The 26,319-nt window shown below is 52.5% G+C and carries 46 protein-coding genes and 1 pseudogene; 7 read left to right on the forward strand and 40 right to left on the reverse strand.

Features of this window, described 5'->3' with window-relative positions:
• Positions 1 to 311 precede the first annotated feature (311 nt).
• Positions 312 to 866, forward strand: coding sequence for a gamma carbonic anhydrase family protein (locus ACLEXF_RS25000; protein ID WP_023319228.1), 555 nt, complete (start codon positions 312 to 314; stop codon positions 864 to 866).
• Here ACLEXF_RS25000 and ACLEXF_RS25005 read toward each other — a convergent pair.
• From ACLEXF_RS25005 to dprA, 6 genes are read right to left on the reverse strand one after another with little or no spacing between them, the layout of a single operon-like run.
• Positions 842 to 1,099 (reverse strand): DUF1488 domain-containing protein, encoded by a 258-nt coding sequence (locus tag ACLEXF_RS25005; RefSeq protein WP_043523043.1) that lies wholly within the window; start codon positions 1,097 to 1,099, stop codon positions 842 to 844. The two genes, ACLEXF_RS25000 and ACLEXF_RS25005, sit on opposite strands and share 25 nt — an antisense overlap.
• Complete coding sequence (gene aroE, locus ACLEXF_RS25010; RefSeq protein WP_407259573.1) at positions 1,096 to 1,914, reverse strand: shikimate dehydrogenase; 819 nt, start codon at positions 1,912 to 1,914, stop codon at positions 1,096 to 1,098. The genes ACLEXF_RS25005 and aroE overlap by 4 nt, the downstream gene beginning before the upstream one ends.
• Positions 1,915 to 1,917: 3 nt before the next feature.
• Positions 1,918 to 2,490 (reverse strand): L-threonylcarbamoyladenylate synthase type 1 TsaC, encoded by a 573-nt coding sequence (gene tsaC, locus ACLEXF_RS25015; RefSeq protein WP_004206805.1) that lies wholly within the window; start codon positions 2,488 to 2,490, stop codon positions 1,918 to 1,920.
• A 4-nt stretch (positions 2,491 to 2,494) separates the two neighbouring features.
• Positions 2,495 to 3,037 (reverse strand): DNA topoisomerase family protein, encoded by a 543-nt coding sequence (locus tag ACLEXF_RS25020; RefSeq protein WP_004206804.1) that lies wholly within the window; start codon positions 3,035 to 3,037, stop codon positions 2,495 to 2,497.
• A 26-nt stretch (positions 3,038 to 3,063) separates the two neighbouring features.
• The gene (gene smg, locus ACLEXF_RS25025; RefSeq protein ID WP_002919137.1) at positions 3,064 to 3,537 is read right to left on the reverse strand and encodes a DUF494 family protein Smg; all 474 of its coding nucleotides are present in this window, start codon (positions 3,535 to 3,537) and stop codon (positions 3,064 to 3,066) included.
• The gene (gene dprA, locus ACLEXF_RS25030) at positions 3,509 to 4,633 is read right to left on the reverse strand and encodes a DNA-protecting protein DprA (RefSeq protein ID WP_423265878.1); all 1,125 of its coding nucleotides are present in this window, start codon (positions 4,631 to 4,633) and stop codon (positions 3,509 to 3,511) included. Before dprA ends, smg begins: the two co-directional genes overlap by 29 nt.
• Positions 4,634 to 4,761: 128 nt before the next feature.
• Between dprA and def the strand changes: the two genes are divergently transcribed.
• The 5 genes from def to mscL all read left to right on the forward strand — a co-directional run bounded on the left by def (position 4,762) and on the right by mscL (position 9,524).
• The gene (gene def / locus ACLEXF_RS25035) at positions 4,762 to 5,271 is read left to right on the forward strand and encodes a peptide deformylase (protein WP_004206802.1); all 510 of its coding nucleotides are present in this window, start codon (positions 4,762 to 4,764) and stop codon (positions 5,269 to 5,271) included.
• A 14-nt stretch (positions 5,272 to 5,285) separates the two neighbouring features.
• Positions 5,286 to 6,233, forward strand: a complete 948-nt coding sequence (gene fmt, locus ACLEXF_RS25040; RefSeq protein WP_017900611.1) for a methionyl-tRNA formyltransferase — start codon at positions 5,286 to 5,288, stop codon at positions 6,231 to 6,233.
• Between the two features lie 52 nt (positions 6,234 to 6,285).
• The gene (gene rsmB / locus ACLEXF_RS25045; protein ID WP_087832904.1) at positions 6,286 to 7,581 is read left to right on the forward strand and encodes a 16S rRNA (cytosine(967)-C(5))-methyltransferase RsmB; all 1,296 of its coding nucleotides are present in this window, start codon (positions 6,286 to 6,288) and stop codon (positions 7,579 to 7,581) included.
• A gap of 13 nt (positions 7,582 to 7,594) precedes the next feature.
• A complete protein-coding gene (trkA, locus tag ACLEXF_RS25050) occupies positions 7,595 to 8,971 on the forward strand; it encodes a Trk system potassium transporter TrkA (RefSeq protein ID WP_002919153.1) in 1,377 nt (458 codons plus the stop codon).
• 139 nt (positions 8,972 to 9,110) lie between these two features.
• A complete protein-coding gene (mscL, locus tag ACLEXF_RS25055) occupies positions 9,111 to 9,524 on the forward strand; it encodes a large-conductance mechanosensitive channel protein MscL (protein WP_004206799.1) in 414 nt (137 codons plus the stop codon).
• Here mscL and ACLEXF_RS25060 read toward each other — a convergent pair.
• The 31 genes from ACLEXF_RS25060 to rpsJ form a co-directional block, all read right to left on the reverse strand.
• Positions 9,460 to 9,738 (reverse strand): alternative ribosome-rescue factor A, encoded by a 279-nt coding sequence (locus ACLEXF_RS25060; RefSeq protein WP_074194629.1) that lies wholly within the window; start codon positions 9,736 to 9,738, stop codon positions 9,460 to 9,462. The two genes, mscL and ACLEXF_RS25060, sit on opposite strands and share 65 nt — an antisense overlap.
• 57 nt (positions 9,739 to 9,795) lie before the next feature.
• Complete coding sequence (gene zntR, locus ACLEXF_RS25065; protein ID WP_048295652.1) at positions 9,796 to 10,221, reverse strand: Zn(2+)-responsive transcriptional regulator; 426 nt, start codon at positions 10,219 to 10,221, stop codon at positions 9,796 to 9,798.
• A gap of 2 nt (positions 10,222 to 10,223) precedes the next feature.
• The gene (locus ACLEXF_RS25070; protein ID WP_064188107.1) at positions 10,224 to 10,592 is read right to left on the reverse strand and encodes a DUF1992 domain-containing protein; all 369 of its coding nucleotides are present in this window, start codon (positions 10,590 to 10,592) and stop codon (positions 10,224 to 10,226) included.
• 108 nt (positions 10,593 to 10,700) lie between these two features.
• On the reverse strand, positions 10,701 to 11,087 hold the full coding sequence (gene rplQ, locus ACLEXF_RS25075; protein ID WP_002919206.1) for a 50S ribosomal protein L17: 387 nt from the start codon (positions 11,085 to 11,087) through the stop codon (positions 10,701 to 10,703).
• A 40-nt stretch (positions 11,088 to 11,127) separates the two neighbouring features.
• On the reverse strand, positions 11,128 to 12,117 hold the full coding sequence (locus tag ACLEXF_RS25080) for a DNA-directed RNA polymerase subunit alpha (protein ID WP_002919219.1): 990 nt from the start codon (positions 12,115 to 12,117) through the stop codon (positions 11,128 to 11,130).
• A gap of 25 nt (positions 12,118 to 12,142) precedes the next feature.
• Positions 12,143 to 12,763: a 30S ribosomal protein S4 gene (gene rpsD / locus ACLEXF_RS25085; RefSeq protein WP_002919224.1), complete on the reverse strand. Its 621-nt coding sequence runs from the start codon at positions 12,761 to 12,763 to the stop codon at positions 12,143 to 12,145.
• Between the two features lie 33 nt (positions 12,764 to 12,796).
• Positions 12,797 to 13,186, reverse strand: coding sequence for a 30S ribosomal protein S11 (rpsK, locus tag ACLEXF_RS25090; RefSeq protein WP_002919257.1), 390 nt, complete (start codon positions 13,184 to 13,186; stop codon positions 12,797 to 12,799).
• Between the two features lie 16 nt (positions 13,187 to 13,202).
• Complete coding sequence (rpsM, locus tag ACLEXF_RS25095) at positions 13,203 to 13,559, reverse strand: 30S ribosomal protein S13 (RefSeq protein WP_002919259.1); 357 nt, start codon at positions 13,557 to 13,559, stop codon at positions 13,203 to 13,205.
• A 146-nt stretch (positions 13,560 to 13,705) separates the two neighbouring features.
• Positions 13,706 to 13,822, reverse strand: coding sequence for a 50S ribosomal protein L36 (gene rpmJ / locus ACLEXF_RS25100; RefSeq protein ID WP_000868187.1), 117 nt, complete (start codon positions 13,820 to 13,822; stop codon positions 13,706 to 13,708).
• Positions 13,823 to 13,855: 33 nt separating this feature from the next.
• Positions 13,856 to 15,187, reverse strand: a complete 1,332-nt coding sequence (gene secY / locus ACLEXF_RS25105; RefSeq protein WP_002919515.1) for a preprotein translocase subunit SecY — start codon at positions 15,185 to 15,187, stop codon at positions 13,856 to 13,858.
• Positions 15,188 to 15,194: 7 nt separating this feature from the next.
• The gene (gene rplO, locus ACLEXF_RS25110; protein WP_002919516.1) at positions 15,195 to 15,629 is read right to left on the reverse strand and encodes a 50S ribosomal protein L15; all 435 of its coding nucleotides are present in this window, start codon (positions 15,627 to 15,629) and stop codon (positions 15,195 to 15,197) included.
• Positions 15,630 to 15,632: 3 nt separating this feature from the next.
• Positions 15,633 to 15,812: a 50S ribosomal protein L30 gene (rpmD, locus tag ACLEXF_RS25115; protein ID WP_001140434.1), complete on the reverse strand. Its 180-nt coding sequence runs from the start codon at positions 15,810 to 15,812 to the stop codon at positions 15,633 to 15,635.
• Between the two features lie 3 nt (positions 15,813 to 15,815).
• Positions 15,816 to 16,319, reverse strand: a complete 504-nt coding sequence (gene rpsE / locus ACLEXF_RS25120; protein ID WP_002919545.1) for a 30S ribosomal protein S5 — start codon at positions 16,317 to 16,319, stop codon at positions 15,816 to 15,818.
• Positions 16,320 to 16,333: 14 nt separating this feature from the next.
• The gene (rplR, locus tag ACLEXF_RS25125; RefSeq protein ID WP_000358960.1) at positions 16,334 to 16,687 is read right to left on the reverse strand and encodes a 50S ribosomal protein L18; all 354 of its coding nucleotides are present in this window, start codon (positions 16,685 to 16,687) and stop codon (positions 16,334 to 16,336) included.
• 9 nt (positions 16,688 to 16,696) lie between these two features.
• Positions 16,697 to 17,230: a 50S ribosomal protein L6 gene (gene rplF, locus ACLEXF_RS25130; RefSeq protein WP_002919662.1), complete on the reverse strand. Its 534-nt coding sequence runs from the start codon at positions 17,228 to 17,230 to the stop codon at positions 16,697 to 16,699.
• Positions 17,231 to 17,242: 12 nt separating this feature from the next.
• The gene (rpsH, locus tag ACLEXF_RS25135; RefSeq protein WP_002919665.1) at positions 17,243 to 17,635 is read right to left on the reverse strand and encodes a 30S ribosomal protein S8; all 393 of its coding nucleotides are present in this window, start codon (positions 17,633 to 17,635) and stop codon (positions 17,243 to 17,245) included.
• 33 nt (positions 17,636 to 17,668) lie between these two features.
• A complete protein-coding gene (gene rpsN / locus ACLEXF_RS25140; protein ID WP_002919667.1) occupies positions 17,669 to 17,974 on the reverse strand; it encodes a 30S ribosomal protein S14 in 306 nt (101 codons plus the stop codon).
• A gap of 14 nt (positions 17,975 to 17,988) precedes the next feature.
• Positions 17,989 to 18,528 (reverse strand): 50S ribosomal protein L5, encoded by a 540-nt coding sequence (gene rplE, locus ACLEXF_RS25145; protein ID WP_001096200.1) that lies wholly within the window; start codon positions 18,526 to 18,528, stop codon positions 17,989 to 17,991.
• A gap of 14 nt (positions 18,529 to 18,542) precedes the next feature.
• Entirely contained in the window at positions 18,543 to 18,857 is a 315-nt protein-coding gene (rplX, locus tag ACLEXF_RS25150) for a 50S ribosomal protein L24 (protein ID WP_000729185.1), read from the reverse strand.
• Positions 18,858 to 18,867: 10 nt separating this feature from the next.
• Entirely contained in the window at positions 18,868 to 19,239 is a 372-nt protein-coding gene (gene rplN, locus ACLEXF_RS25155) for a 50S ribosomal protein L14 (RefSeq protein ID WP_002919748.1), read from the reverse strand.
• 165 nt (positions 19,240 to 19,404) lie between these two features.
• Positions 19,405 to 19,659, reverse strand: coding sequence for a 30S ribosomal protein S17 (rpsQ, locus tag ACLEXF_RS25160; protein WP_002919751.1), 255 nt, complete (start codon positions 19,657 to 19,659; stop codon positions 19,405 to 19,407).
• Positions 19,659 to 19,850, reverse strand: coding sequence for a 50S ribosomal protein L29 (gene rpmC / locus ACLEXF_RS25165; protein ID WP_002919754.1), 192 nt, complete (start codon positions 19,848 to 19,850; stop codon positions 19,659 to 19,661). The genes rpsQ and rpmC overlap by 1 nt, the downstream gene beginning before the upstream one ends.
• Positions 19,850 to 20,260 carry a 50S ribosomal protein L16 gene (gene rplP / locus ACLEXF_RS25170; RefSeq protein WP_002919759.1) on the reverse strand — a complete coding sequence of 137 codons (411 nt, stop codon included), beginning with the start codon at positions 20,258 to 20,260 and terminating at the stop codon, positions 19,850 to 19,852. The genes rpmC and rplP overlap by 1 nt, the downstream gene beginning before the upstream one ends.
• 12 nt (positions 20,261 to 20,272) lie before the next feature.
• The gene (gene rpsC, locus ACLEXF_RS25175; protein ID WP_002919766.1) at positions 20,273 to 20,971 is read right to left on the reverse strand and encodes a 30S ribosomal protein S3; all 699 of its coding nucleotides are present in this window, start codon (positions 20,969 to 20,971) and stop codon (positions 20,273 to 20,275) included.
• 17 nt (positions 20,972 to 20,988) lie between these two features.
• Complete coding sequence (gene rplV, locus ACLEXF_RS25180; RefSeq protein ID WP_002919773.1) at positions 20,989 to 21,321, reverse strand: 50S ribosomal protein L22; 333 nt, start codon at positions 21,319 to 21,321, stop codon at positions 20,989 to 20,991.
• Between the two features lie 14 nt (positions 21,322 to 21,335).
• Entirely contained in the window at positions 21,336 to 21,614 is a 279-nt protein-coding gene (gene rpsS / locus ACLEXF_RS25185) for a 30S ribosomal protein S19 (protein ID WP_001138115.1), read from the reverse strand.
• Positions 21,615 to 21,630: 16 nt separating this feature from the next.
• Entirely contained in the window at positions 21,631 to 22,452 is an 822-nt protein-coding gene (gene rplB / locus ACLEXF_RS25190) for a 50S ribosomal protein L2 (RefSeq protein WP_002919786.1), read from the reverse strand.
• Between the two features lie 17 nt (positions 22,453 to 22,469).
• Complete coding sequence (rplW, locus tag ACLEXF_RS25195) at positions 22,470 to 22,772, reverse strand: 50S ribosomal protein L23 (protein ID WP_000617546.1); 303 nt, start codon at positions 22,770 to 22,772, stop codon at positions 22,470 to 22,472.
• Entirely contained in the window at positions 22,769 to 23,374 is a 606-nt protein-coding gene (gene rplD / locus ACLEXF_RS25200) for a 50S ribosomal protein L4 (protein ID WP_002919794.1), read from the reverse strand. Before rplD ends, rplW begins: the two co-directional genes overlap by 4 nt.
• Before the next feature lie 10 nt (positions 23,375 to 23,384).
• Positions 23,385 to 24,014, reverse strand: a complete 630-nt coding sequence (rplC, locus tag ACLEXF_RS25205; RefSeq protein WP_002919796.1) for a 50S ribosomal protein L3 — start codon at positions 24,012 to 24,014, stop codon at positions 23,385 to 23,387.
• Between the two features lie 32 nt (positions 24,015 to 24,046).
• Complete coding sequence (gene rpsJ / locus ACLEXF_RS25210; protein WP_001181005.1) at positions 24,047 to 24,358, reverse strand: 30S ribosomal protein S10; 312 nt, start codon at positions 24,356 to 24,358, stop codon at positions 24,047 to 24,049.
• A 383-nt stretch (positions 24,359 to 24,741) separates the two neighbouring features.
• On the opposite strand from rpsJ, the gene ACLEXF_RS25215 reads away from it, so the two are divergent.
• Entirely contained in the window at positions 24,742 to 25,227 is a 486-nt protein-coding gene (locus ACLEXF_RS25215) for a prepilin peptidase (protein ID WP_048295653.1), read from the forward strand.
• Here the strand turns inward: ACLEXF_RS25215 and bfr are convergent.
• The 3 genes and pseudogenes from bfr to tuf all read right to left on the reverse strand — a co-directional run.
• On the reverse strand, positions 25,211 to 25,687 hold the full coding sequence (bfr, locus tag ACLEXF_RS25220) for a bacterioferritin (protein WP_004206792.1): 477 nt from the start codon (positions 25,685 to 25,687) through the stop codon (positions 25,211 to 25,213). The genes ACLEXF_RS25215 and bfr overlap by 17 nt on opposite strands.
• Before the next feature lie 73 nt (positions 25,688 to 25,760).
• Entirely contained in the window at positions 25,761 to 25,955 is a 195-nt protein-coding gene (gene bfd, locus ACLEXF_RS25225) for a bacterioferritin-associated ferredoxin (RefSeq protein WP_017900608.1), read from the reverse strand.
• 180 nt (positions 25,956 to 26,135) lie between these two features.
• Positions 26,136 to 26,319 (reverse strand): annotated as a pseudogene (gene tuf, locus ACLEXF_RS25230) (elongation factor Tu); the annotation flags it as partial.

Raw genomic sequence — 26,319 nt, forward strand, 5'->3', positions numbered from 1 at the left:
GCGCTCTGTCGCGAGGTGGCGTATATTACGCTTTCCTCTTTCAGAGTCAACCCGTTTTTCAGGATTTTTCTCTTCAACCGAACCGGCTGTTTGTGTGAAGTGATTCACATCTGCCGTGTCAGTGGGTGCGCATTATAGGGATCCCATTTTTTTGCACAAGCCTTTTTTCGATCTTTTTTTCTGAATGGTGATTTTTCACCCTTTTCGCCGTGTAATTGCACGATTTGCTCAATTTTCACCGTTTTCAGGGGTTGCAGAGCGAGATAAAAGCCACCAAAGTCTTCTTACGCTCCCCTATTTTTGAGGTCAACATGTCTGCTCAACTGCGCCCCTATAAAGCATTTTTCCCGCAAATCGGTCTTCGCGTCATGATTGACGCATCCAGCGTCGTTATCGGTGATGTCAGAATTGCCGATGACGTCAGCGTCTGGCCTCTGGTAGCCATTCGCGGCGACGTCAACTATGTATCGATAGGTCAACGCAGCAATATTCAGGACGGCAGCGTTCTACACGTGACCCATAAATCCTCTTACAAGCCTGAGGGAAATCCACTGATCATTGGAGAGGATGTGACGGTTGGCCACAAAGTGATGCTGCACGGCTGCACTATCGGCAACCGCGTACTGGTTGGTATGGGTTCGATCTTATTAGATGGTGTCGTCGTTGGCGATGACGTCATGATTGGCGCGGGAAGTCTCGTACCGCAGAACAAACAGCTGGAAAGCGGCTTCCTTTACTTTGGCAATCCGGTCAAACAGATCCGCCCCCTGACAGAGGCGGAGCGGGAAGGCCTTAAGTATTCAGCGAATAACTATGTGAAATGGAAAGATGAATATCTGGATCAGGAGAGCCAGACCCAACCCTGAGCATCCTCCTGATTATCGCGGATCAATGCCTCTGCCTCTTCCTCAAGATCCCAACGATGTTCCTGGAATGCGGCCAGCCACTGCGCTGGCCCCTCTGCGCCAAAACGCTGCTGCAGGATCTGCCCTGAAATTGCGCAGGTTAATTGCATCCCATTAACCAGCGCGGGAAACACCACGCCCTGCCGTTCGGCATCCCATGATTCCCGATCGGGAAACTGAATCGCCTGATTCATGCATTCAGTTCCTGTTGCAGCCTTTCTATAACCGGGGTGATAGCCGGCAGGACGCCGTGCCATAGCAGAACGGCATGGGCGGCTTGCGCCACCAGCATTCCCAGCCCGTCAGCACAGTGGGTTGCGCCATGCTGCTGGCACCAGTGAAGAAACGGTGTCGGCCCTTTCTGGTAGAACATGTCATAGCAATACACGTCAGCGTTGACAACAGATGCCGGGATAGCCGGTACATCACCGTCTATTCCACTGGACGTCGCATTGATGATCAGATCGAATGTTTCCCCGGATAAGATATCCATCTCCCTTGCGCTGACGCTGCCGGTATGAGCGAAGAGCGTGGCTAACTCATGGGCACGAGCGTAGGTGCGATTGACGATCGTGACGGCACATCCCAGCGACAGCAGCGGCAGCAGCACCCCACGCGATGCGCCACCGGCACCGATAAGCAGGATCCGCTGGCGTGGCTTAATGAATCCCAGACGCTCCAGATCGCTCAGCAGACCAATACCGTCCGTGTTGTCGCCCAGCAAACGCCCGTCTTCGAGACGTTTCAGGGTATTCACCGCTCCCGCCAGCGCAGCGCGTTCTGTCAGTTCATCCGCGCGCGCAAAGGCTTCTTCTTTAAAAGGAACGGTAACATTGGCGCCCTTTCCTCCCTGCGCAAAAAACTGATTGAGAGAAGAGACAAAATCGTCCAGCGGCGCCAGCACACGTCCATAAGGATGGGTAATCCCTAACTGGCGGGCAAACAGCTGGTGAATAGAAGGCGACTTGCTGTGCGCGATCGGATTACCAAAAACAGCATAGGTTTCCATGGTTCACCCCTGGCGGAACAGTTCACCCGTCAGGGCATCACGTATTTCAGATGGATTTTGCCGTCCGCCCGTAGCGCCATCCACGACCGGGAAGCTGTCACCAAACTGAGCACGGACCTCTGCGGTGGTGCGGCAAGGCGGTTGCCCGGTGAGATTGGCGCTCGTCGAGACCAGCGGTTTTCCGTAGGCTTCACACAATTCAATCACCAGCGGATGGTTGGTCACGCGTACAGCCAGCGAATCAAAACGACCAGTCAGCCAGCGTGGTGTTTCAGGACGCGCCGGGAATACAAACGTCACCGGTCCTGGCCAGCAGGAAAAGATCGCTGCCCGCTGCGAATCACTTAACCGTGAATCATCAATATATGGCTTGAGTTGCTCAAAGCTAGCGGCGATAAGGATCAATCCCTTCTCAACAGGACGCTGCTTCAGCTCCAGCAGACGCATAACGGCCGTTTCGCTGTCAGGGTCGCAGCCGACGCCAAAAACGGCTTCCGTGGGATAGGCGATGACATGTTCATTATTCAGGACCGCCACGGCATGGGCGACGGCTTCTGAGGGCAGGTTATTGTTCACTGATTTATTCCGCCGGGATCGGCTTTCCACATTGTTTACTGGCACAGAAGCATCTGAGCCCCTGCGCCGTCTTCTTTTCTATTAACAGCGGGTAATGGCATTCAGGGCATTCGCCCGCCACCGGTTTATAATTGATAACGAACTGGCAATCAGGATAGCGATCGCAGGAGTGAAAGGTTTTACCGAAACGGGAACGACGCTGGACCAGATGGCCTTGTCCGCACTGCGGGCAAGCAATAGCCGTCTCATCTGGTTTATCAATTAGCTCAGTATGTTCGCATTCCGGATAGCGGCTACAGCCAATGAACATCCCAAAACGCCCCTGACGTAGCACCATAACCGCGCCGCACGATGGGCATGCTTGCCCCTCCAGCACCTTAACGACATGCCCGTCTGCCTGACTTTTCAGGGGACGGATATAGTCACAGTCCGGATAATGCGAACAGCCGAGAAACGGGCCATGTTTCCCGGAACGGATCACCAGTTCAGCCCCGCACTGTGGGCAGGGCTCATTTTTACGCACCGAAAACAGTGCTGATTTGGTCATAACAACTCGATGTTGCTGCAAAAAGATTAATGCAGCATACCTTCATTTACTTCGAAGAGTAATTCTTCCATTTGCTGATAGGCGTTTTCACAGCCCGGAATATTGAACAGTACCATCAGGATGACCCATTTCAGGTCCTCCAGCTCAAATTCTGCCGTATCCAGCGCCAGTACGCGCTCTATCACCATTTCTCGCGTTTCGAGGTTCAACACCTGAATCTGCTCGAGGAAGAGTAAAAACCCCCGGCAACTGGCGTCCAGACGCTGGCACTCCTCTTCGGTATATACCCGAAGCGACAGCGGGTCGGAAGCGAGCTGCATGGGTTCAACGAGACCTTCCTGATAATCAGCCAGTTTCTCGAGCCACATTAACGCGTTATAGATATCTTCCCGCTCAAAACCTGCGTCGGTAAGATCCCGCGTCAGTTTGTCCTGATCCACGCGCATTTCTGCTTCGCTATGGATGTAAGTTTCAAACAAATACATGAGTACGTCGAACATGGCTTGCCCTCCTTAATCGGACATAGCCGCCGGGTACAGCTGCGATCCAGCCTGCTAACTCCAGTTCAAGTAGCTGAGCTACGGTTACTGGCACAGATTGGCCGGCACGTTCAGCGACAACGTCAACAGGTGTTACCTCATCTCCTACGTTAGCCAGGAGCTCCGGAAATGGCAATGCTACAGACGGCTGATCGGCGCAATTATTTATCGAATCAGACGTATCAGTTAGCCAGGCCAGCTCGTTGTGCCAGTATTCCACAATATCCTCTGGCGAGGTCACCGGCACCGCGCCTTGCTTAATTAACCAGTGTGGGCCTTCCGATCCCGGATTGCCTATCGGCCCAGGCAGGGCAAACACATCCCTTCCCTGTTCCAGAGCGCAGCGGACGGTAACCAGCGAACCGCTTCTCAATGCCGCCTCAACCACCAGCACGCCCAGGCTCAGGCCGCTGATAATCCGGTTGCGCCTGGGGAAATGCGCGGGATGCGGCGGCGTTATAAGTGGAAATTCAGACACCAGCGCACCGCCATTATCGACGATCTGCTGGGCGAGGCTCGCATGGCGCCGCGGATAAACCTGGCCCAGTCCGTTGCCCAGTACCGCGATGGTTTTGCCCTCGGCCGCGAGCGCGCCGCGATGCGCGACGCCATCAATGCCTAACGCCAACCCACTGGTGATAGTCATCCCTTTACGCGCCAACGTTTCGCTGAACAGCTTCCCCCAGCGAGCGCCATACCAGGAATGCAAGCGACTGCCAATAACGGCAAGCTGCGCGCTGTGAAGCAGAGCGGGATCGCCGCTGACCAGCAACGCGCCGGGGTAATCAGCGATAGCCTTTAACCGCAATGGATAGCGCGGATCGTCACCCCGTAACAGATGATGATCCGGTTGTTCCAGCCAGCGCCGCGTCTCGTCAAGCTCATGCTCGTCAAGCCGGAAAAATAACGTTGCCTGCGCCGCGGTCATCCCGACGGCATGCAGCGCTTCATGATCAACGCTGGCGGCTGCGCATAAGCGCTGAGCGATCTCTACCATCCTGTCGCCATACAAGCTACTGACCTTCATCAGCCGCAGCCAAATCTCGTCAGGCGTCATCCTTACCCCCTGCCATAAGCGGTATTGACAATCTTTGCGATTGGACAGTGAGACTGTCAATTGCAGGGTGTTTTGTCTAGAATAGAGCTAATAATCTTATCAACTCCTGAATACGACTCTGGAACTTTATGGCAGTTTTGCAAGTGTTACATATTCCGGACGAGCGCCTTCGCAAAGTCGCCGAGCCGGTCAAAGAAGTGAATGCGGAAATTCAGCGTATCGTCGATGATATGTTCGACACCATGTACGCTGAGGAGGGCATTGGTCTGGCCGCGACCCAGGTCGATATCCATCAGCGCATTATCGTTATTGATGTGTCGGAAAATCGTGAAGAGCAGCTGGTGTTAATCAACCCGGAGCTGCTGGAAAAAGATGGCGAAACCGGCATCGAAGAAGGCTGCCTGTCTATTCCGGAACAGCGCGCCCTGGTGCCGCGTGCGGAAAAAGTGAAGATCCGCGCGCTGGATCGCGACGGTAAGCCATTTGAACTGGAGGCCGATGGCCTGCTGGCTATCTGTATTCAGCATGAGATGGATCATCTGGTCGGCAAACTGTTTATTGATTATCTGTCACCGCTCAAACAACAGCGCATTCGTCAGAAGGTTGAGAAACTGGATCGTTTACGTTCCCGTGCCTGATAACAAGGAATACCGTGTCACAATCACTACGTATCATTTTCGCCGGCACCCCCGATTTTGCAGCGCGTCATCTTGACGCGCTGTTGTCGTCTGAACATCAGGTTGTTGGCGTATTCACTCAGCCAGACCGCCCTGCTGGCCGCGGCAAAAAATTGATGCCGAGCCCGGTAAAGGTGCTGGCTGAAGCCCATAACTTACCTGTATTCCAGCCATCCTCCCTGCGCCCGCAGGACAACCAACAATTAGTCGCCGATCTCGGCGCCGATATTATGGTGGTGGTGGCGTACGGTTTGATTCTGCCGAAAGCGGTGCTGGAGATGCCCCGTCTGGGCTGCATCAACGTTCACGGCTCCCTGCTGCCGCGCTGGCGTGGCGCAGCGCCGATCCAGCGTTCGCTGTGGGCGGGGGATAGCGAAACAGGCGTAACCATCATGCAGATGGACGTCGGCCTTGATACGGGTGATATGCTGTATAAGCTTTCCTGCCCCATTACCGCAGAGGATACCAGCGGCAGCCTGTACGATAAGCTGGCCGAGCTCGGCCCTCAAGGTCTGCTGGCAACTTTAGCCCAGCTGGCCAACGGCACCGCGCAGCCTGAAGTACAGGATGAATCGCTGGTGTGCCACGCCGAGAAGCTGAGTAAAGAAGAAGCTCGCATCGACTGGTCGCTTTCCGCCGCACAGCTGGAGCGCTGCATCCGCGCCTTTAATCCGTGGCCAATGAGCTGGCTGGAAATTGACGGGCAGCCGCTAAAAGTGTGGCGGGCATCGGTCATTGCCGAAGCCGCACATGCCGAACCAGGTACTATCGTGGCAGCAACCAAACAGGGTATCCAGGTCGCCACAGGCGATGGGATCCTCAGCCTGGAATCGCTACAGCCTGCGGGTAAAAAAGCGATGAGCGCCCAGGATTTACTCAATTCCCGCCGGGAGTGGTTTACGCCTGGCACCCGTCTCGCCTGACGGTCGTCTCTTCTGAAGCCCGGGTTCGCCGGGCATTTTTATTTTTGCGCTTATGAAAAAGAATATAAATTTACGCAGCCTGGCCGCCCAGGCTATCGAGCAAGTCGTTGAAAAAGGTCAGTCTTTAAGCAACGTCCTGCCCCCTCTACAGCAAAAAGTCAGCGATAAAGACAAAGCGCTGCTGCAGGAGCTGTGTTTTGGCGTACTGCGTACGCTCAGCCAGCTGGAGTGGCTTATCAGCAAGCTGATGGCGCGTCCGATGACCGGCAAACAGCGCACCGTGCACTTTCTGATTATGGTTGGGCTCTATCAGTTACTCTACACCCGCATCCCTCCACACGCCGCGCTGGCTGAAACGGTAGAAGGCGCGGTGGCGATTAAGCGCCCGCAGCTTAAAGGGCTGATCAATGGGGTGTTACGCCAGTTTCAGCGCCAACAGGAAGAGCTACTGGCAGAATTCGCCGGGCAGGAAAACCGCTACCTTCATCCCAAATGGCTGCTGAAGCGTCTGCAGCAGGCCTGGCCGCAACACTGGCAGGAGATTGTCGACGCTAACAACCAGCGCCCGCCGATGTGGCTGCGCGTTAACCGCAACCATCATTCCCGAGATGAATGGCTTGCTCTGCTTAAAGAGGCCGGTTTAGAAGGTTTCACCCACCCTGACTATCCCGACGCCGTGCGTCTGGCCACCCCTGCCCCGGTCCATACGTTGCCGGGTTTTGCCGAAGGATGGGTAACCGTTCAGGATGCCTCGGCCCAGGGCTGCATGCGCTATCTGCAGCCGGAAAACGGCGAGCGCATTCTTGATCTCTGCGCTGCGCCGGGCGGCAAGACGACGCATATTCTGGAGGTCGCTCCCCAGGCTGAGGTCATGGCGGTGGACATTGATGAACAGCGTCTTTCCCGCGTCTATGACAACCTGAAACGGCTGGGCATGAAAGCCGAAGTCAAACAGGGCGATGGTCGCTTCCCTGAGCAGTGGTGTGGCAGCGAGCAGTTCGATCGTATTCTGCTGGATGCCCCCTGTTCCGCCACCGGTGTTATTCGCCGCCATCCGGATATCAAATGGCTGCGCCGGGATCGGGATATCGCCGATTTAGCCCAGCTACAGGCCGAGATCCTCAATGCCATCTGGGGGCATCTGAAACCAGGCGGCACGTTGGTTTACGCTACCTGTTCTATTCTGCCGGAAGAGAATAGCCAGCAAATTGCCACCTTCCTCGCGCGGACCCCGGATGCGGAGCTTGACGCAACCGGTACGCCGGCAAGCCCGGGACAGCAAAATCTGCCGGGTGCGGAAGAAGGCGATGGCTTCTTTTACGCTAAGCTAATCAAACGTCGCAACTAATGGATCACTGCAGATGAAGATTATTATTCTGGGCGCCGGCCAGGTCGGCGGCACGCTGGCGGAGAACCTCGTCGGCGAGAACAATGATATTACGCTGGTTGATACCAATGGCGACCGTCTGCGCAGCCTGCAGGATAAGTTCGACCTGCGTGTCGTCCAGGGGCACGGTTCTCACCCCCGCGTACTGCGCGAGGCAGGAGCCGATGATGCCGATATGCTGGTGGCGGTCACCAGTTCGGATGAAACCAACATGGTGGCCTGCCAGGTCGCCTATTCGTTATTCAATACGCCAAACCGTATTGCTCGTATTCGTGCGCCTGATTACGTCCGCGATGCGGAAAAGCTCTTCAATTCTGAAGCAGTGCCCATCGATCACTTAATCGCTCCGGAACAGCTGGTCATCGACAATATTCACCGCCTGATAGAATATCCCGGCGCGCTGCAGGTCGTGAACTTCGCGGAAGGGAAAGTCAGCCTCGCCGTGGTGAAAGCCTATTACGGTGGTCCGCTGGTGGGTAATGCATTGTCCACCATGCGTGAGCATATGCCGCATATCGATACGCGCGTGGCCGCTATTTTCCGCCACGATCGCCCCATTCGCCCACAGGGTTCGACGATTGTCGAGGCCGGCGATGAAGTCTTCTTTATTGCCGCCTCGCAGCATATTAGGGCGGTCATGAGCGAACTCCAGCGTCTGGAGAAGCCTTATAAACGCATCATGTTGGTCGGCGGCGGCAATATTGGCGCGGGCCTGGCCCATAAGCTGGAAAAAGACTACAGCGTTAAGCTTATCGAGCGCAATCAGCAGCGAGCCGCTGAGCTGGCAGAAAAACTGCAGCATACTATCGTCTTCTACGGTGATGCATCGGATCAGGAGCTGCTGGCCGAAGAGCATATTGACCAGGTGGACCTGTTTATTGCCGTCACTAACGATGACGAAGCAAACATCATGTCTGCGATGCTGGCCAAGCGAATGGGGGCCAAAAAAGTGATGGTGCTGATCCAGCGTAGAGCCTATGTGGATCTGGTTCAGGGTAGCGTCATCGATATCGCGATATCGCCTCAGCAGGCCACGATTTCCGCCCTCCTCAGCCATGTTCGTAAAGCCGATATTGTCGGCGTCTCCTCCCTGCGCCGCGGCGTTGCGGAAGCGATCGAAGCAGTGGCACACGGCGATGAGAGTACCTCGCGGGTGGTCGGGCGATCGATCGATGAGATCAAGCTTCCGCCAGGCACGATCATTGGCGCCGTCGTGCGCGGGAATGACGTGATGATCGCCAATAATAATCTGCGCATCGAGCAGGGCGATCATGTGATCATGTTTTTGACTGATAAAAAGTTTATTTCCGATGTAGAAAGGCTGTTCCAGCCAAGTCCTTTCTTCCTCTAATTCCCAGGGCGTCGAACAGGCGCCTTTTATTATCCCTTATTATTCAAAGGTTAATATTTTCCTGTAACGCTCTACGGGGAATGGCAAATGAAAATACATTTGTTAAACTTACAACGTCAGCTGGCTCAAGGAGAATAAAATGAGTTTTTTAAAAGAGTTTCGCGAATTCGCGATGCGCGGGAACGTTGTCGATTTGGCAGTGGGTGTGATCATCGGTGCAGCATTCGGTAAAATTGTTTCGTCGCTGGTCGCGGATATTATTATGCCGCCGCTCGGCCTGTTGATTGGCGGGATCGATTTTAAACAGTTTGCCGTCACGCTGCGCGATGCCCAGGGTGATGTACCGGCAGTGGTGATGCACTATGGGGTGTTTATTCAGAACGTTTTCGATTTCATCATCGTCGCATTTGCCATTTTCATGGCGATTAAACTGATGAATAAGTTAAATCGCAAGAAAGAAGAGGCTCCGGCGGCACCGCCAGCGCCCTCTAAAGAAGAAGTCCTGCTGAGCGAAATTCGCGATCTGTTGAAAGAACAAAACAAGCGTTCTTAATCAGCAGCGAAAGCAGAAGACCAGTGGTAAAAAAGCGATTCGCTTGCTTGCCACTGGCCTCCCGGTCCATCCTTGCTGCATGTTTATCTTTACGTTGATAGCTTCCCTTCCCTTTCTTGTTCTTCTCTACACGCTGCCTGAATAATGGATCGTGGAGAAGTGCCCCAATGGCGTTATCTTTAATTTGCCCTTTGGTATGCTGATAGCGACTCATAGTAACTCCAGTACATGTGTGAATTCCGCGCGAGTGTAGATCCGCGCGCACAAAAAATCAACGGCTGGCATTGCCGTTACTGGCGCCTTGCTCAAGGGCCTCGAGGATCGAACAGTAAACGCTGCTGTGAGCTGTGCCGCAGCAGGCGTCGTTGAGCCGTTGCAGAGAGTGACGCATCGTTTGTAGCTCGTTGATCCTCGCCTCAACTTCGCTTAATCGCGCCTGAACGATCCCTTTCGACTCCTGACAGGTGTGATGTTCCGGATCGATACGGATCGACAATAATTCGCGGATCGCTTCCAGAGTAAAGCCCAGCTGACGGGCATAGCGAATAAAGCGCAGACGCTGAAGATCGTTATCCGAGTAAAGACGAAATCCCCCCTCAGTGCGCACGTCATGATCCATCATTTGCTGTTTTTCATAATAACGGATGGTATCTGGCGTCACATCAGCCAGTTTTGCCAGCTCACCAATACGATACATATTCACTCCTGATTGATTTTATGCAGCAACGCATCGGCGTACTCACCGCGTAAAAAGTCGGTGTTCAGTCCTGCCTGACGCAGCTTAAGCTCGAGCAGAGCAAGGCGCTTGCTGAGTTCGCCATGCCGCGGGTCGTCCTGACGCACACCCTTAAGCAAGTCTGCCAGAGCCACCGCCTCTCTGCGCTGCTCCAGCTCCGGGGGAAGACACCCTGCATTCTTCAGAAGGCGATAGCCTGCCCGCAGCTCGGCCGGTACATGCGAATCGTCATCGAGAGTTAGCGGTACGCCGCTACCGGTTAAATTATCGAACTCGCCTTTGGTTTGGGCATCGAGGATATGGCGTTCTGCCCACTGATCCAGTAACCACATTCTACGGCTCCGGGGGATGAACAAAAAGAGTACAGATATTGTAGTGAAGTGGGGATGAGGTAGATATAAAAAAACCCGCCGGGGCGGGTTTTTTTACGTTACTACAGATTACTCTGCAGCAGCTTCTGCTTTCGGCTCAGCACGATCAACCAGCTCGATGTATGCCATCGGCGCGTTGTCGCCTGCACGGAAGCCACACTTCAGAATGCGAGTGTAACCACCGGCGCGGCTCGCGAAACGCGGGCCCAGCTCGTTAAACAGTTTTGCCACGATCTCGTTATCACGAGTGCGGGCGAATGCCAGACGACGATTAGCAACGCTATCAGTCTTGGCAAGAGTAATCAGCGGCTCAACTACGCGACGCAGTTCTTTCGCTTTCGGCAGGGTCGTCTTGATGATTTCATGACGAACCAGCGAACCTGCCATGTTACGGAACATAGCCTGGCGATGGCTGCTGTTGCGGTTCAGTTGACGACCACTCTTACGATGGCGCATGACCTTATCCTTCTCAGTAAAACCTTAACCTGTGATCCGGTTACTCGTCAGCAATGCTTGCTGGTGGCCAGTTTTCCAGGCGCATGCCCAGAGACAGTCCACGGGAAGCCAGCACGTCTTTAATCTCAGTAAGAGATTTTTTACCCAGGTTCGGCGTTTTCAGCAACTCAACCTCGGTACGCTGTACCAGATCACCGATATAGTGGATAGCTTCTGCCTTGAGGCAGTTAGCAGAGCGGACAGTCAATTCCAGATCGTCAACAGGGCGCAGCAGGATCGGATCGAATTCTGGTTTCTCTTCTTTCACTTCTGGCTGACGTACATCACGTAAGTCAACAAAAGCTTCCAGTTGTTCAGCCAGGATGGTTGCCGCACGACGAATCGCCTCTTCAGGATCGATTGTGCCGTTGGTTTCCATTTCGATGACCAGCTTGTCCAGGTCGGTACGCTGTTCTACACGCGCAGCTTCAACATTGTAGGCAATACGCTCTACAGGGCTGTAGCAGGCGTCGACCAGCAGACGGCCGATTGGGCGCTCATCTTCTTCCGAATGAATTCGGGCAGAAGCCGGCACATAACCGCGACCGCGCTGAACTTTGATACGCATGCTGATAGCAGCGTTCTCATCAGTCAGGTGGCAAATCACGTGCTGCGGCTTGACGATTTCGACATCACCGTCGTGGGTAATGTCGGCTGCGGTCACAGGGCCAATGCCAGATTTATTCAAAGTAAGGATGACTTCATCTTTACCCTGAACTCTCACCGCCAGCCCTTTCAGGTTGAGCAGGATTTCAAGGATGTCTTCCTGAACGCCTTCTTTGGTGCTGTACTCGTGCAGTACACCATCAATCTCAACCTCGGTCACCGCGCAACCCGGCATCGATGAGAGCAGAATACGGCGCAGTGCGTTACCCAGAGTATGGCCGAAGCCACGCTCTAAAGGCTCAAGGGTCACCTTGGCGTGCGTCGAACTCACTTGCTCGATATCGACCAGGCGCGGTTTTAGAAACTCTGTCACAGAACCCTGCATTGTGTCCTCTCTTTGGTACTAAGCTTTACTTGGAGTAAAGCTCGACGATCAGGTGTTCGTTAATGTCCGCAGACAGATCAGAACGCTCCGGCTGACGCTTGAACGTACCTTCCATCTTGCCAGCATCAACTTCCAGCCAGGTTGGCTTTTCACGCTGCTCAGCCAGCTCCAGAGCGGCTTTCACGCGAGATTGCTTTTTCGCTTTCTCACGAATGCTGACAACGTCATTCGCTTTAACCTGATAAGAAGCGATGTTAACAACACGACCGTTTACCATAATCGCTTTGTGGCTAACCAGCTGGCGTGCTTCAGCACGAGTGGCGCCGAAGCCCATACGGTATACAACGTTGTCCAGACGACCTTCCAGCAGAGCCAACAGGTTTTCACCGGTGTTGCCTTTCAGACGTGCTGCTTCTTTATAGTAGTTACGGAACTGACGCTCCAGCACACCGTACATACGGCGAACTTTTTGCTTTTCACGCAACTGCACACCATAGTCAGACAGACGCGGCTTACGCGCACCGTGCTGGCCAGGAGCTTGTTCAATTTTACACTTGGTATCGATCGCGCGAACGCCAGACTTAAGGAATAAGTCGGTGCCCTCACGACGGCTCAGCTTGAGCTTAGGACCCAAATATCTTGCCATTTTCTTTCTCCAACTAACCTGGAAAACGCAGCGTTATACGCGACGTTTTTTCGGCGGACGACAACCGTTATGAGGGATCGGAGTCACATCAGTAATATTAGTGATGCGGAAACCAGCGGCGTTCAGTGCACGAATGGTAGATTCGCGACCCGGACCCGGACCTTTGACCATAACTTCCAGATTCTTGATGCCGTATTCTTTTACGGCTTCTGCGCAACGCTCTGCTGCAACCTGAGCTGCGAACGGAGTGGATTTGCGAGAACCACGGAAACCGGAACCACCGGCTGTTGCCCAACCCAGTGCGTTACCCTGACGATCAGTAATGGTAACGATGGTGTTGTTAAAAGAAGCATGGATATGAGCCACGCCGTCAGAGACTTGTTTTCTTACACGCTTACGTGCACGAATTGGTGCCTTTGCCATTATTCAATCACCCCGATTATTTCTTGATCGGTTTACGCGGACCCTTACGGGTACGTGCGTTGGTCTTGGTACGCTGACCGCGAACCGGGAGACCACGACGATGACGCAAACCACGGTAGCAACCAAGGTCCATCAGACGCTTGATGCTCAGGGTGATTTCACGGCGCAGATCACCTTCAACGACAAATTTACCTACTGCTTCACGCAGAATATCAATTTGTTCTTCAGACAGCTCACTGATCTTAACATTTTCAGCGATGCCCGTTTCAGCGCAGATGGCTTTAGAACGGGTTTTGCCGATACCGAAAATAGCGGTTAAAGCGATTACGGTATGTTTGTGATCAGGAATGTTAATGCCTGCTATACGGGCCACTATGCACTCCTACTATTTAATATGTACGCACCATGCTGAAAAGCCCGTTTTCAGGATACTCAAATGGAAACGTACAGACATACAAAAGATTGGCTGGCTAATCTAGCCAGCTCAATCCAACTTTGCAAGAAAAATATGCGAAAAAATCAGCCTTGGCGCTGTTTATGCTTCGGCTCGGCACTGCAAATCACACGGATGACGCCATCACGCTTAACGATTTTGCAGTTACGGCATAATTTCTTGACGGAAGCACGAACTTTCATTTTTACTCTCCGTAACTTCTCGGGCGACCAGTTTTAGCGGCCGTAGCCTTTCAGGTTCGCCTTCTTCAATGCAGACTCATACTGACTGGACATCATCAGAGTTTGCACTTGAGCCATAAAGTCCATAATCACGACAACAACGATAAGCAGCGAGGTCCCACCGAAGTAGAACGGCACTTTCATCGCGTCACGCATGAACTCCGGGATCAGGCAGATAAAAGTAATGTACAACGCACCAACCAGAGTCAGGCGAGTCATCACTTTATCGATATACTTCGCCGTTTGCTCTCCCGGACGAATTCCTGGTACAAATGCACCGGACTTCTTCAGGTTATCTGCTGTTTCACGCGGGTTGAAAACCAACGCCGTGTAGAAGAAACAGAAGAAGATGATTGCAGACGCATAGAGTAACACATAAAGCGGTTGCCCAGGCTGCAAATACAGCGAAATTGTTGTCAGCCAGTTCCAACCAGTACCACCCCCGAACCATGACGTGATGGTTGCCGGGAACAGTATAATACTGGAAGCGAAGATTGCCGGGATTACCCCCGCCATATTCACTTTCAGCGGTAAATGTGTGCTCTGTGCAGCATAGACACGACGACCCTGTTGACGTTTCGCGTAGTTTACCACAATGCGGCGTTGACCACGTTCAACGAATACAACAAAGAAGGTCACTGCAAATACTAATACTGCAACCAACAGCAACAGGAGGAAGTGCAGGTCGCCTTGACGCGCTTGCTCGATAGTATGGGCGATGGCCGGCGGGAGTCCCGCAACGATACCGGCGAAGATAATGATCGAGATACCGTTACCGATACCGCGTTCAGTGATCTGTTCGCCGAGCCACATCAGGAACATAGTCCCTGTGACCAGACTGACAACAGCGGTGAAATAGAATGCAAAGCCTGGATTAATCACCAGGCCCTGCATACCAGGCATATTCGGCAGACCGGTAGCAATACCGATCGACTGGAATATCGCCAGCACCAGAGTACCGTAGCGGGTGTACTGGCTGATCTTACGACGACCAGACTCCCCTTCTTTCTTCAGTTCTGCCAGCGGTTGATAAACCACCGTCAGCAGCTGCACGATGATAGATGCCGAAATGTACGGCATAATCCCCAGTGCAAAGATAGAAGCACGGCTGAGAGCACCACCAGAGAACATGTTGAACATTTCAATGATGGTGCCTCGCTGTTGCTCAAGCAGTTTGGCAAGTACAGCGGCATCAATACCAGGGATCGGAATAAAAGAGCCAATACGGAACACTATCAGCGCACCAACCACAAACAGAAGTCTGCGTTTCAGTTCGCCAAGGCCACCTTTGGCACTTTGAAAATCTAATCCCGGTTGTTTAGCCATCTGCTACTTATTCCTCAATTTTACCGCCAGCAGCTTCGATAGCAGCACGAGCACCTTTAGTCACACGCAGGCCACGAACAGTTACCGGACGAGTTACCTCACCAGACAGGATCACTTTCGCGAACTCGATCTGGACACCGATAATGTTAGCCGCTTTCAGCGCGTTCAGGTCTACTACATCGCCTTCTACGTGAGCCAGATCGGAGAGACGGATCTCTGCGGTGATCATCGCTTTACGAGAAGTGAAGCCGAATTTCGGCAGACGACGGTACAGAGGCATCTGACCACCCTCGAAACCGCGACGTACGCCACCGCCAGAACGAGATTTCTGACCTTTGTGACCACGACCACCGGTTTTACCGAGGCCAGAACCGATACCACGACCCAGGCGTTTACCCGCCTTTTTGGAGCCTTCGGCCGGAGACAGAGTATTTAAACGCATCTCTTACTCCTCAACTTTAACCATGAAGGAAACCGCGTTGACCATACCACGAACAGCAGGAGTATCCTCGCGCTCTACGGTGTGACCAATACGACGCAGACCCAGGCCAAGCAGCGTTGCCTTGTGTTTCGGCAGACGACCGATTGCACTGCGGGTTTGAGTAATTTTAATAGTCTTTGCCATGGTTTATTTCCCCAGAATTTCTTCAACGGATTTACCACGCTTGGCAGCGACCATATCCGGGGACTTCATGTTTTCCAGACCGTCGATAGTTGCACGAACCACGTTAATCGGGTTGGTGGAACCATACGCTTTAGCCAGAACGTTACGAACCCCAGCGACTTCCAGAACGGCGCGCATTGCACCACCGGCGATGATACCGGTACCTTCGGAAGCCGGCTGCATGAATACACGAGAACCCGTGTGAGTACCCTTAACCGGGTGCTGCAGGGTGCCGTGGTTCAGCGCGACGTTAATCATATTGCGACGGGCTTTTTCCATCGCTTTCTGGATCGCTGCTGGAACTTCACGCGCTTTACCGTAACCAAAACCAACGCGACCGTTACCATCGCCTACTACAGTCAGAGCTGTGAAGGAGAAAATACGACCACCTTTAACGGTTTTAGATACGCGGTTTACCGCGATCAGCTTTTCCTGCAGTTCGCCAGCTTGTTTTTCGATGTGAGCCATCTTACACCTCTACCTTAGAACTGAAGGCCAGCTTCACGGGCAGCATCTGCCAGTGCCTGGACACGACCATGATATTGGAACCCGGAACGGTCAAAGGAAACATCTTTGATGCCTTTTTCCAGAGCGCGTTCAGCGACAGCTTTACCCACAGCTGCAGCAGCGTCTTTGTTACCGGTGTACTTCAGTTGTTCAGCGATAGCTTTTTCTACAGTAGAAGCAGCTACCAGAACTTCAGAACCATTCGGTGCAATTACCTGTGCGTAAATGTGACGCGGGGTACGATGTACCACCAGGCGAGTTGCGCCCAGCTCCTGGAGCTTGCGGCGTGCGCGGGTCGCACGACGGATACGAGCAGATTTCTTATCCATAGTGTTACCTTACTTCTTCTTAGCCTCTTTGGTACGCACGACTTCGTCGGCGTAACGAACACCCTTGCCTTTGTAAGGCTCAGGACGACGGTAGGCGCGCAGATCTGCTGCAACCTGGCCGATCACCTGCTTATCAGCGCCTTTCAGCACGATTTCAGTCTGAGTCGGACATTCTGCAGTGATACCCGCAGGCAGCTGATGATCAACCGGGTGAGAGAAACCTAAAGCCAGGTTTACTACATTCCCTTTGACCGCTGCACGATAACCTACACCAACCAGCTGCAGCTTCTTAGTGAAGCCTTCGGTAACACCGATAACCATTGAGTTCAGCAGGGCACGCGCGGTACCAGCCTGAGCCCAACCGTCTGCGTAACCATCACGCGGACCGAAGGTCAGTGCATTATCTGCATGTTTAACTTCAACAGCATCGTTGAGAGTACGAGTCAGCTCGCCGTTTTTACCTTTGATCGTAATAACCTGACCGTTGATTTTTACATCAACGCCGGCAGGAACAACGACCGGTGCTTTAGCAACACGAGACATTTTTTCCTCCGATTAGGCTACGTAGCAGATAATTTCGCCACCAAGACCAGCCTGGCGCGCTGCACGATCAGTCATAACACCTTTAGAGGTAGAAACAACTGCGATACCCAGACCGGCCATAACTTTCGGCAGCTCATCTTTTTTCTTATAGATGCGCAGACCTGGGCGGCTGACACGCTGAATGCTTTCTACAACAGCTTTACCCTGGAAATACTTAAGAGTCAGTTCCAGTTCCGGCTTGGTGTCGCCTTCAACTTTAAAATCTTCGATAAAACCTTCTTCCTTCAGCACGTTGGCGATTGCCACTTTCAGCTTGGAGGAAGGCATGGTGACCGCAGCTTTGTTCGCGGCCTGACCGTTACGGATACGGGTCAGCATATCCGCGATCGGATCTTGCATGCTCATCTGTCTTTACTCCCGTGATTCAATTGGTGACAATTACCAGCTAGCCTTTTTCAGACCCGGGATTTCACCGCGCATAGCGGCTTCACGGACCTTAATACGGCTCAACCCGAACTTCCGCAGGAAACCATGCGGACGACCTGTTTGACGGCAGCGGTTACGCTGACGAGACGGGCTGGAATCACGCGGCAGAGTCTGCAGCTTGAGAACGGCATTCCAACGATCTTCGTCGGTTGCGTTCACATCAGAGATGATAGCTTTCAGTTCAGCGCGTTTAGCGAAGAATTTATCAGCTAAAGCCACGCGCTTTACTTCGCGTGCTTTCATTGATTGCTTAGCCATTAAGTAACCCTACCTTACTTGCGGAACGGGAAGTCAAAGGCAGCCAGCAGAGCACGGCCTTCTTCGTCAGATTTCGCAGTAGTGGTAATGGTAATATCCAAACCACGAACGCGGTCGACTTTATCGTAGTCGATTTCTGGGAAGATGATCTGCTCACGGACACCCATGCTGTAGTTGCCACGACCGTCGAAAGACTTAGCGGACAGGCCGCGGAAGTCACGAATACGCGGTACAGCAATAGTGATCAGGCGCTCAAAGAACTCCCACATGCGTTCGCCACGCAGAGTTACTTTACAGCCGATCGGATAGCCCTGACGGATTTTGAAGCCTGCAACTGATTTGCGTGCTTTGGTGATCAGCGGTTTTTGACCGGAGATTGCTGCCAGGTCAGCTGCTGCGTTATCCAGCAGTTTCTTGTCAGCGATCGCTTCACCAACACCCATGTTCAGGGTGATCTTCTCGACCCGAGGGACTTGCATGACAGAATTGTAGTTAAACTCAGTCATGAGTTTCTTAACTACTTCGTCTTTGTAGTAATCATGCAGTTTCGCCATCGTACTACTCCAAATTACTTGATAGTTTCGCTGTTAGACTTGAAGAAACGGACTTTTTTGCCGTCTTCGAATCTAAAGCCTACACGGTCAGCCTTGCCGGTTGCCGCATTGAAGATTGCAACGTTAGAAACCTGAATTGCAGCTTCTTTTTCAACGATGCCGCCTGGTTGGTTCAGAGCCGGAACCGGCTTCTGGTGTTTCTTAACCAGGTTGATACCTTCAACAATGACCTTGCCGGAAGACAGGACATTCTTAACTTTACCGCGCTTACCTTTATCTTTACCGGTTAACACGATAACTTCGTCATCACGACGGATTTTCGCTGCCATGATTCGCTCCTTAGAGTACTTCTGGTGCCAGAGAGATAATTTTCATGAACTTCTCGGTACGAAGTTCACGAGTTACCGGCCCAAAAATACGCGTACCGATAGGCTGCTCGCTGTTATTGTTCAGAATAACGCATGCATTACCATCGAAGCGAATGACAGAACCGTCCGGGCGACGAACACCCTTCTTGGTGCGCACCACTACCGCCTTCAGCACATCACCTTTTTTGACCTTACCACGCGGAATTGCTTCTTTGATGGTGATCTTGATGATGTCGCCTACGCCTGCGTAGCGACGGTGCGAGCCACCCAGAACCTTGATACACATTACGCGACGTGCACCGGAGTTGTCGGCGACGTTCAGCATAGTCTGTTCTTGGATCATTTTAGTGCTCCGCTAATGTCAACTACTACTGAGACCCGAAAATTAGGGTCGTTAAAAAGCCCCATATCGAGGGCGCGGCATTATAACACCACAAACCAGATATGGGTAGAAAAAATAAACGGCTCATCGCTGAGCCGTTTATCCGTATCGAGAATGCGTACTCTATTACAGAACCGCTTTCTCTACAACGCGAACCAGCGTCCAGGACTTAGTCTTGGACAGCGGACGGCATTCGCGGATTTCAACCTTGTCGCCGATACCGCATTCGTTGTTCTCGTCATGTACGTGCAGTTTGGTCGTACGTTTGATGAATTTGCCGTAAACCGGGTGTTTCACCATACGTTCGATAGCAACAACAATGGATTTCTCCATTTTGTCGCTAACTACGCGACCTTGCAGAGTACGGATTTTATCGGTCATTACGCACCCGCCTTCTGAGTCAGTAAAGTCTTAACGCGTGCAACATCACGACGCACTTGCTTCAGCAGATGAGTCTGTTGCAGCTGGCCACTTGCAGCCTGCATGCGCAGGTTGAACTGCTCACGCAGCAGGTTCAGCAGCTCAGCGTTCAGCTCTTCAACGCTTTTTTCACGCAGCTCTTTTGCTTTCATTACATCACCGTCTTAGTTACAAAGGTGGTTTTGATCGGCAGTTTCGCTGCTGCCAGGCCGAATGCTTCACGGGCCAGCTCTTCCGGTACACCGTCCATTTCATACAGGACTTTACCCGGCTGAATCAAGGCAACCCAGTACTCCACGTTACCTTTACCTTTACCCATACGAACTTCCAGCGGCTTCTCGGTGATCGGTTTGTCCGGGAATACACGGATCCAGATCTTACCTTGACGCTTAACTGCACGGGTCATAGCACGACGTGCTGCTTCGATCTGACGTGCAGTCAGACGACCACGGCCAACAGCTTTCAGACCGAAAGTGCCGAAGCTAACATCCGTACCCTGCGCCAGACCACGGTTGCGGCCTTTGTGCACTTTACGGAATTTTGTACGCTTTGGTTGTAACATCAGCGACGCTCCTTATTTACGGCCTTTACGCTGCTGCTTTTTAGGTTGAGCAGCCGGTTCCGGTTGTTCAACAGCAGCCATACCACCCAGGATCTCACCTTTGAAGATCCATACCTTAACGCCGATTACACCGTAAGTGGTGTGCGCTTCAGAGGTGTTGTAGTCGATGTCAGCACGCAGAGTGTGCAGCGGTACGCGACCTTCACGGTACCATTCGGTACGTGCGATTTCCGCGCCGCCCAGACGGCCGCTAACTTCAACTTTGATACCTTTAGCGCCCAGACGCATTGCGTTCTGTACAGCACGCTTCATCGCACGACGGAACATAACGCGACGTTCCAGCTGAGAAGTGATGCTGTCAGCAACCAGTTTTGCGTCCAGTTCAGGTTTACGAACTTCGGCGATATTGATCTGTGCAGGTACGCCAGCGATATCCGCTACGACCTTGCGCAGTTTTTCTACGTCTTCGCCTTTCTTACCGATAACGATACCCGGGCGAGCGGTGTGAATGGTCACACGGATGCTCTTAGCCGGACGCTCGATAACGATGCGAGATACAGACGCTTTAGCCAGTTCTTTAGTCAGGAACTGACGTACTTTAAAATCGCTGTCCAGGTTGTCAGCGAATTCTTTGGTGTTCGCGAACCAGGTAGAGTTCCATGGTTTGACAATACCCAGGCGAATACCATTAGGATGTACTTTCTGACCCATTGCTAGTCTCCAGAGTCTCAGCGATCGGACACAACCACAGTGATGTGGCTGGTGCGCTTCAGGATGCGATCTGCACGACCTTTAGCACGCGGCATAATGCGCTTCATGCTCGGGCCTTCGTCTACGAAAATTTTCGCAACTTTCAGATCATCAATGTCAGCGCCATCGTTGTGTTCAGCGTTAGCAATGGCAGATTCCAGTACCTTCTTGACCAGTACAGCAGCTTTTTTGTTGGTGTAGGTCAGAATATCCAGGGCCTGCGACACTTTCTTACCGCGAATCAGGTCAGCTACAAGGCGAACCTTCTGAGCAGAAGAACGAGCATGGCGATGTTGAGCTAAAGTTTCCATCTCTTCCTCCTACCTTATTTCTTCTTCGCTTTTTTATCAGCAGCGTGGCCGCGATAAGTACGAGTCGGTGCGAATTCACCCAGTTTGTGACCGACCATTTCGTCGGAAACAAATACTGGAACGTGCTGACGACCATTATGGACAGCGATGGTCAAACCGATCATGTTAGGAAAGATCGTTGAACGACGGGACCAAGTGCGCAGGGGCTTCTTGTCTCCGCTTTCCACCGCTTTCTCTACCTTCTTCAGCAAGTGCAGGTCAATAAAAGGACCTTTCTTGAGAGAACGTGGCATGGCTTATCCTCTAAAATTATTTGCTACGGCGACGTACGATGAATTTATCAGTACGCTTGTTGCTGCGGGTCTTCTTACCTTTGGTCTGCAGGCCCCACGGGGATACCGGGTGCTTACCAAAGTTACGACCTTCACCACCACCATGTGGGTGGTCTACTGGGTTCATCGCAGTACCGCGAACGGTAGGACGAACACCACGCCAGCGTGCAGCACCTGCTTTACCCAGAACGCGCAGCATATGCTCAGCATTGCCAACTTCGCCCAGAGTAGCGCGGCAGTCTGCTTCGACTTTACGCATTTCACCAGAACGCAGACGCAGGGTGACATAAGCACCGTCGCGAGCAACGATCTGAACGTAAGTACCAGCGGAACGAGCCAGCTGACCGCCTTTACCTGGTTTCATTTCTACGTTATGAACGGTAGAACCAACCGGGATATTGCGCATCGGCAGGGTGTTGCCTGCTTTGATTGCAGCATCAACGCCAGACTGAATCTGGTCGCCAGCTTTCAGGCCTTTCGGGGCCAGGATGTAACGGCGCTCGCCGTCTTTGTACAGAACCAGCGCGATGTTCGCGGAGCGGTTCGGATCGTACTCAAGACGTTCAACAACTGCCGGGATACCATCTTTGTTGCGTTTGAAGTCAACAATACGGTAAGCCTGCTTGTGGCCACCACCGATATGACGGGTGGTGATACGGCCATTGTTGTTACGACCACCGGATTTGCTGTTTTTTTCCAGCAACGGAGCAAAAGGTTTGCCCTTGTGCAGCTCTGGGTTAACCACTTTAACGACGTGGCGACGACCCGGAGATGTCGGTTTACATTTAACAACTGCCATTGTATTACTCCTCCGACTTACTCAGCGCCGCCAACGAAGTCCAGATTCTGGCCTTCTTTCAGGGTGACGTAAGCTTTTTTCCAGTCGCTACGACGACCGATACGCTGTCCGTGACGTTTAACTTTCCCTTTAACAACCAGGGTGTTAACGACTTCGACTTCGACTTCAAACAGTTTCTGCACAGCAGCTTTGATTTCTGCTTTGGTCGCGTCTTTAGCAACTTTGAGAACGATGGTGTTTGTTTTTTCCATCGCAGTAGACGCTTTTTCAGAAACGTGCGGTGCGCGCAGCACCTTCAGCAGACGTTCTTCACGAATCATGCCAGCATCTCCTCAACTTGCTTAACAGCATCAGCAGTCATTACGACTTTGTCGAAGGCGATCAGGCTAACCGGGTCGATACCGTTCGCATCACGTACGTCAACCTTGTGCAGGTTACGTGCGGCCAGGAACAGGTTCTCGTCCAGCTCACCGGTGATGATCAGCACATCTTCCAGAGCCATGTCTTTCAGTTTCTGTGCCAGCAGCTTAGTTTTCGGCGCTTCAACAGAGAACTTCTCGACAACGATCAGACGATCCTGACGTACCAGTTCGGACAGGATGCTTTTCAGCGCGCCGCGGTACATCTTCTTGTTAACTTTTTGACTGTGGTCCTGCGGACGAGCAGCAAAGGTCACGCCACCGGAACGCCAGATCGGGCTCTTGATAGAACCAGAACGCGCACGGCCGGTACCTTTCTGGCGCCACGGTTTTTTACCGGAGCCAGTGATTTCAGCACGAGTCTTCTGAGCACGAGTGCCCTGACGCGCACCAGCTGCATAAGCAACAACAACCTGGTGAACCAGCGCTTCGTTGAAATCACGACCGAAGGTAGTTTCGGAAACAGTCAGCGCGCTCTGCGCGTCTTTCAATACTAATTCCATTGCTATCTCCTCACGCCTTCACAGCTGGTTTAACGATCAGGTCGCTACCGGTCGCACCCGGGACAGCACCTTTAACCAGCAGCAGGTTGCGCTCAGCGTCAACACGTACTACGTCCAGGCTCTGAACGGTTACACGCTCATTACCCAGCTGACCTGCCATTTTCTTGCCTTTGAACACTTTGCCCGGAGTCTGGTTCTGACCGATAGAACCCGGAACGCGGTGAGACAAGGAGTTACCGTGAGTAGCGTCCTGGGTACGGAAGTTCCAGCGCTTAACGGTACCAGCAAAACCTTTACCTTTAGAGGTACCGGTTACGTCAACTTTTTTAACGTCAGCAAACAGTTCAACGCTAATGTTCTGACCTACGGTGAATTCTTCGCCGTCAGCCAGACGGAATTCCCACAGACCACGGCCAGCTTCAACGCCAGCTTTAGCGAAGTGACCCGCTTCCGGCTTGGTTACACGGTTAGCTTTTTTAGCACCGGTGGTAACCTGGATTGCGCGGTAGCCATCGTTAGCCAGGTCTTTAACCTGAGTAACACGGTTTGCTTCAACTTCGATTACGGTTACTGGGATAGAAACGCCATCTTCAGTGAAGATGCGGGTCATGCCCACTTTTTTACCGACTAAACCAATCATTGTTTCAACCTCTCAATCGCTCGATGACCTGATTAACCCAGGCTGATCTGCACGTCTACACCGGCAGCCAGATCCAGACGCATCAGAGCATCAACGGTTTTTTCAGTTGGCTCAACGATGTCAACCAGACGCTTGTGAGTGCGAATTTCGTACTGGTCACGCGCGTCTTTGTTGACGTGCGGGGAGATCAGAACGGTAAAGCGCTCTTTGCGGGTCGGCAGCGGGATCGGACCACGGACTTGCGCACCAGTGCGCTTAGCAGTCTCGACGATTTCCGCGGTTGATTGATCGATCAGACGATGATCAAACGCTTTCAGGCGGATACGGATTCTTTGGTTCTGCATGAGACCAGAGCTCCAATTATTTTATAGACGAAATGATTACTCCTCATACCCATTACGATTGATGGGAGAGTGTAACCGTTCTTACATAGTCCCCCGATTGGGGACATTGTTTGATAACCCAACTGCGATTACCAGGGTTCATATTGAACCGGCCGTCAACTTTGACAGGCCCGCGCATTATACGCAAATTCTGGCGCTACGCAAGTGCTGTTTAGAAAATCATCACCAGGATTTGCGCGCCTTCGCGCTAGAGAATTGTACGTGCCGAAAACACGGCAAATTAACGCGGATGGCGCCATCCATTCCTGGAAAGTCCTTTTTGCACCAAACGGGGGTCAATAAGCATAGTGAGGCGATGTTCTTTGACGATTACGGGGTTAACCATGCTCGCCGCCCTCCCCTTCTTGCTGTGTTATAGCGGATTGACCTTAGCCTTATGCCACCAGGACCTGCGTCACGGCCTGCTGCCCGACCGTTACACCTGTCCCCTGCTGTGGAGTGGTTTACTTTTTTATCTCTGTCTGGCGCCGCACCACCTTCATGATGCCGTCTGGGGAGCGATAGGCGGCTATCTGTGTTTGGCTGCGCTTTACTGGCTATATCGCGGGATCCGCGGCTATGAGGGGTTGGGGTATGGGGATATCAAATATCTCGCCGCCCTAGGCGCCTGGCATGGCTGGCAATTGTTGCCGCAGCTGCTACTGGTAGCATCGCTGCTCGCTGGCACGGTGTGGGCAGTATCAGGTTTGCACGCCAGGTACGGCGGGAGCAGTAAATGGAGGGGGAACAACCCGCTGCCGTTTGGGCCATTTCTGACGGCCGCGGGTTTCTGCTGTGGGTGTCAGACGCTGGCTAGTCTGACACTTTGATCTGCGACTGCAGGTAATTTTGCAGGCCGATTTTGCCGATCAGATCGAGTTCGGTTTCCAGCCAGTCAATATGGCCTTCTTCATCCGCCAGGATCTCAATCATCATATCGCGGCTGACGTAGTCATGGACGCTGTCGGCATAGGCGATCGCCTCGCGCAGATTTTGCGCCCCTTCCAGCTCCAGTCTTAAATCGGACTGCAGCATCTCTTCTACATCTTCACCGATGCCAAGTTTGCCGAGATCCTGCAGATTAGGGATACCTTCGAGAAAAAGAATACGCTCGATGTATTTATCGGCATGCTTCATTTCGTCGATGGATTCGTGGTACTCGATATCGTTGAGGCGCATCAGGCCCCAGTTTTTGAACATTCTCGCATGGAGAAAGTACTGATTAATTGCGACCAGCTCATTTCCCAATAATTTATTGAGATAACTTATGATTTTGACATCACCTTTCATTATATAGTCCCTCCGCTTCCACTCATTGAAGCGTAGTCCGGCCTATAGGGATGTCAAAAGAGAAGCGTGGACTTCAGGCGATTTCTTTGAATTCCGGCATGGTGGTTAATTCATCTTCCATAACTTCCCGCGCCGCGCGAACACACTTACCGCATTGATTTCCAACGGGAACAAACTTACGTAATTGCTGAAAAGATTGCGGTTGAAACTGGCGGACAACCTGGCGAATTTTTTTATCGCTGATGCCATTGCACAAACAAACGTACATATAAACTCCCGTTCAATTTATGCACAAATATTAAATGAGAATAGTTATGATTACAATAGACCATTTACTCATTATCCGCCGCAGCGCACGTTATGAATCGCCAGCATAACCGCCTTTTTCGCTGAACGACGGACAGCAAAAAGGGCGCCGAAGCGCCCTTTTTTATTCAAAGCTAACGAATTAGCCCAGAACTTTAGCTACAACGCCCGCGCCAACGGTACGGCCGCCTTCACGGATTGCGAAACGCAGACCGTCGTCCATCGCGATCGGGTGGATCAGGGTAACAACCATTTTGATGTTGTCGCCCGGCATTACCATCTCTACGCCTTCCGGCAGTTCGATGGTGCCAGTCACGTCAGTTGTA

It is taken from the genome of Klebsiella pneumoniae complex sp. WS1778 (assembly GCF_049472055.1).
Lineage (GTDB): Bacteria > Pseudomonadota > Gammaproteobacteria > Enterobacterales > Enterobacteriaceae > Klebsiella > Klebsiella quasipneumoniae.